The sequence below is a fragment of the Mesorhizobium sp. M8A.F.Ca.ET.021.01.1.1 genome (assembly GCF_003998025.1).
Lineage (GTDB): Bacteria > Pseudomonadota > Alphaproteobacteria > Rhizobiales > Rhizobiaceae > Mesorhizobium.
In genome coordinates, this window is sequence record NZ_RZSJ01000944.1 from 1 (window position 1) to 1,266 (window position 1,266).

Annotated in this window: 1 pseudogene; it reads left to right on the forward strand. The window is 64.5% G+C overall.

Annotated features, from left to right (window positions below):
- Positions 1–394 precede the first annotated feature (394 nt).
- Positions 395–1,266 (forward strand): annotated as a pseudogene (locus EOA36_RS35685) (hypothetical protein); the annotation flags it as partial.

Here is a 1,266-nt window from a genome sequence, read left to right on the forward strand (position 1 = left end):
AGTAGTCGCGGGCACCCGGTGGCGTTCGCGGCGGCGCGGCCGATGCCTGTCGGCGCGCCTCATTGCCGCGGGAAGCGCTCGATCGTGTTTTTGCAAGGATTAGCGAGGGCTGTTTTGCTTGACTCGACAGGCAAAAACAGGCAGCAAAACAGCCTTGGAAGGGCTGCAATACCGCGTGCATGGTCGTGGACGAGCCTTTTTCGGCACAAAGTCCACGTCTCTCGATTGGTTTTGAGAGGGATTGGTTAACCAACTTTGTCCATATTTTGAAGCAATCGGCAACTAACGACAGGCGCGGCAAACGCGTCGGGGACCACCTGGGATCACTCACAGAATGGTCGTCGCGGCTATCACAGCCGCGGACGTGGGAGCCGATTGGAGCAAGATTGGTTGCATGGCGTTCTTGAGTCGTAAAATTGTCGGGGACAGGCGTTGGGGCGGCGAGACCGCTGTCGAAGCGTCACGTGCCTCATCCTTCACCCCTGAACGGGTTGTCCCCTGGGTCGCTGTGCCAGGCGTCGGCGTTGCCGTCGGCCTATGGCTGATCGGCACCATGGCCGGCCTCAGCTCCGTCGGCGCCTCGCTCTCGGCGACGTCGGCAGGCCTGCCGCAGACGCTGTCCATGCCGGGCGTTCTCGCTCTCGCCGATCCGCTGAAACAGCATTTCCTCAGCTCTTCGGCGCCGTTCGTGATGGCCAATGCACATGGCGGCGCGCAGGCGCTGCACGACCATGCCGTACAGTGCGGCGCCAGCTGCTTCAAGCTGGCCGCGGTAACCTCCAAGGCGGAGAAATCCGCGCGTCTGGTGGCACAGGTCAAACCAACGCCGGCGAAGTCGAAATCGCAGCAACGCTTCGAGCTGATGGAAGCGTCGCTGTCGCCGACAAAGCTTGCCGCCGCCTTCGCCGGTGCGGGAAAGCCGGCGGCCCCAGCCAGCACCCATCCCCTTATTTCCACCGCCGCCCAGCAAGTCACCGAGGCGTCTCTCGTGCCGTCCGTCCAGGTCATGGCCAGCCTGTCCAACGACATGCCGGCTCCGGCGGCGGAACGCTTCGCCCGCGCCGATACGGGTTCCGTCGTGCAGACCGCGCCGGCGCCGACGGGCTTTGCCCAGTCGGAAACGCCCGACAACGCGCAGCTGGCGCTTGCCCTCGTCGAGTCGATGCCGGTCGAGGACGAAGCCTTCGCCTCGCCGCTGCCGATGACAGAATCCTCACCCGATGTCGCGGTTGCGCCGGTGGAGACCCAGCAGGAACAGCCCGGCGA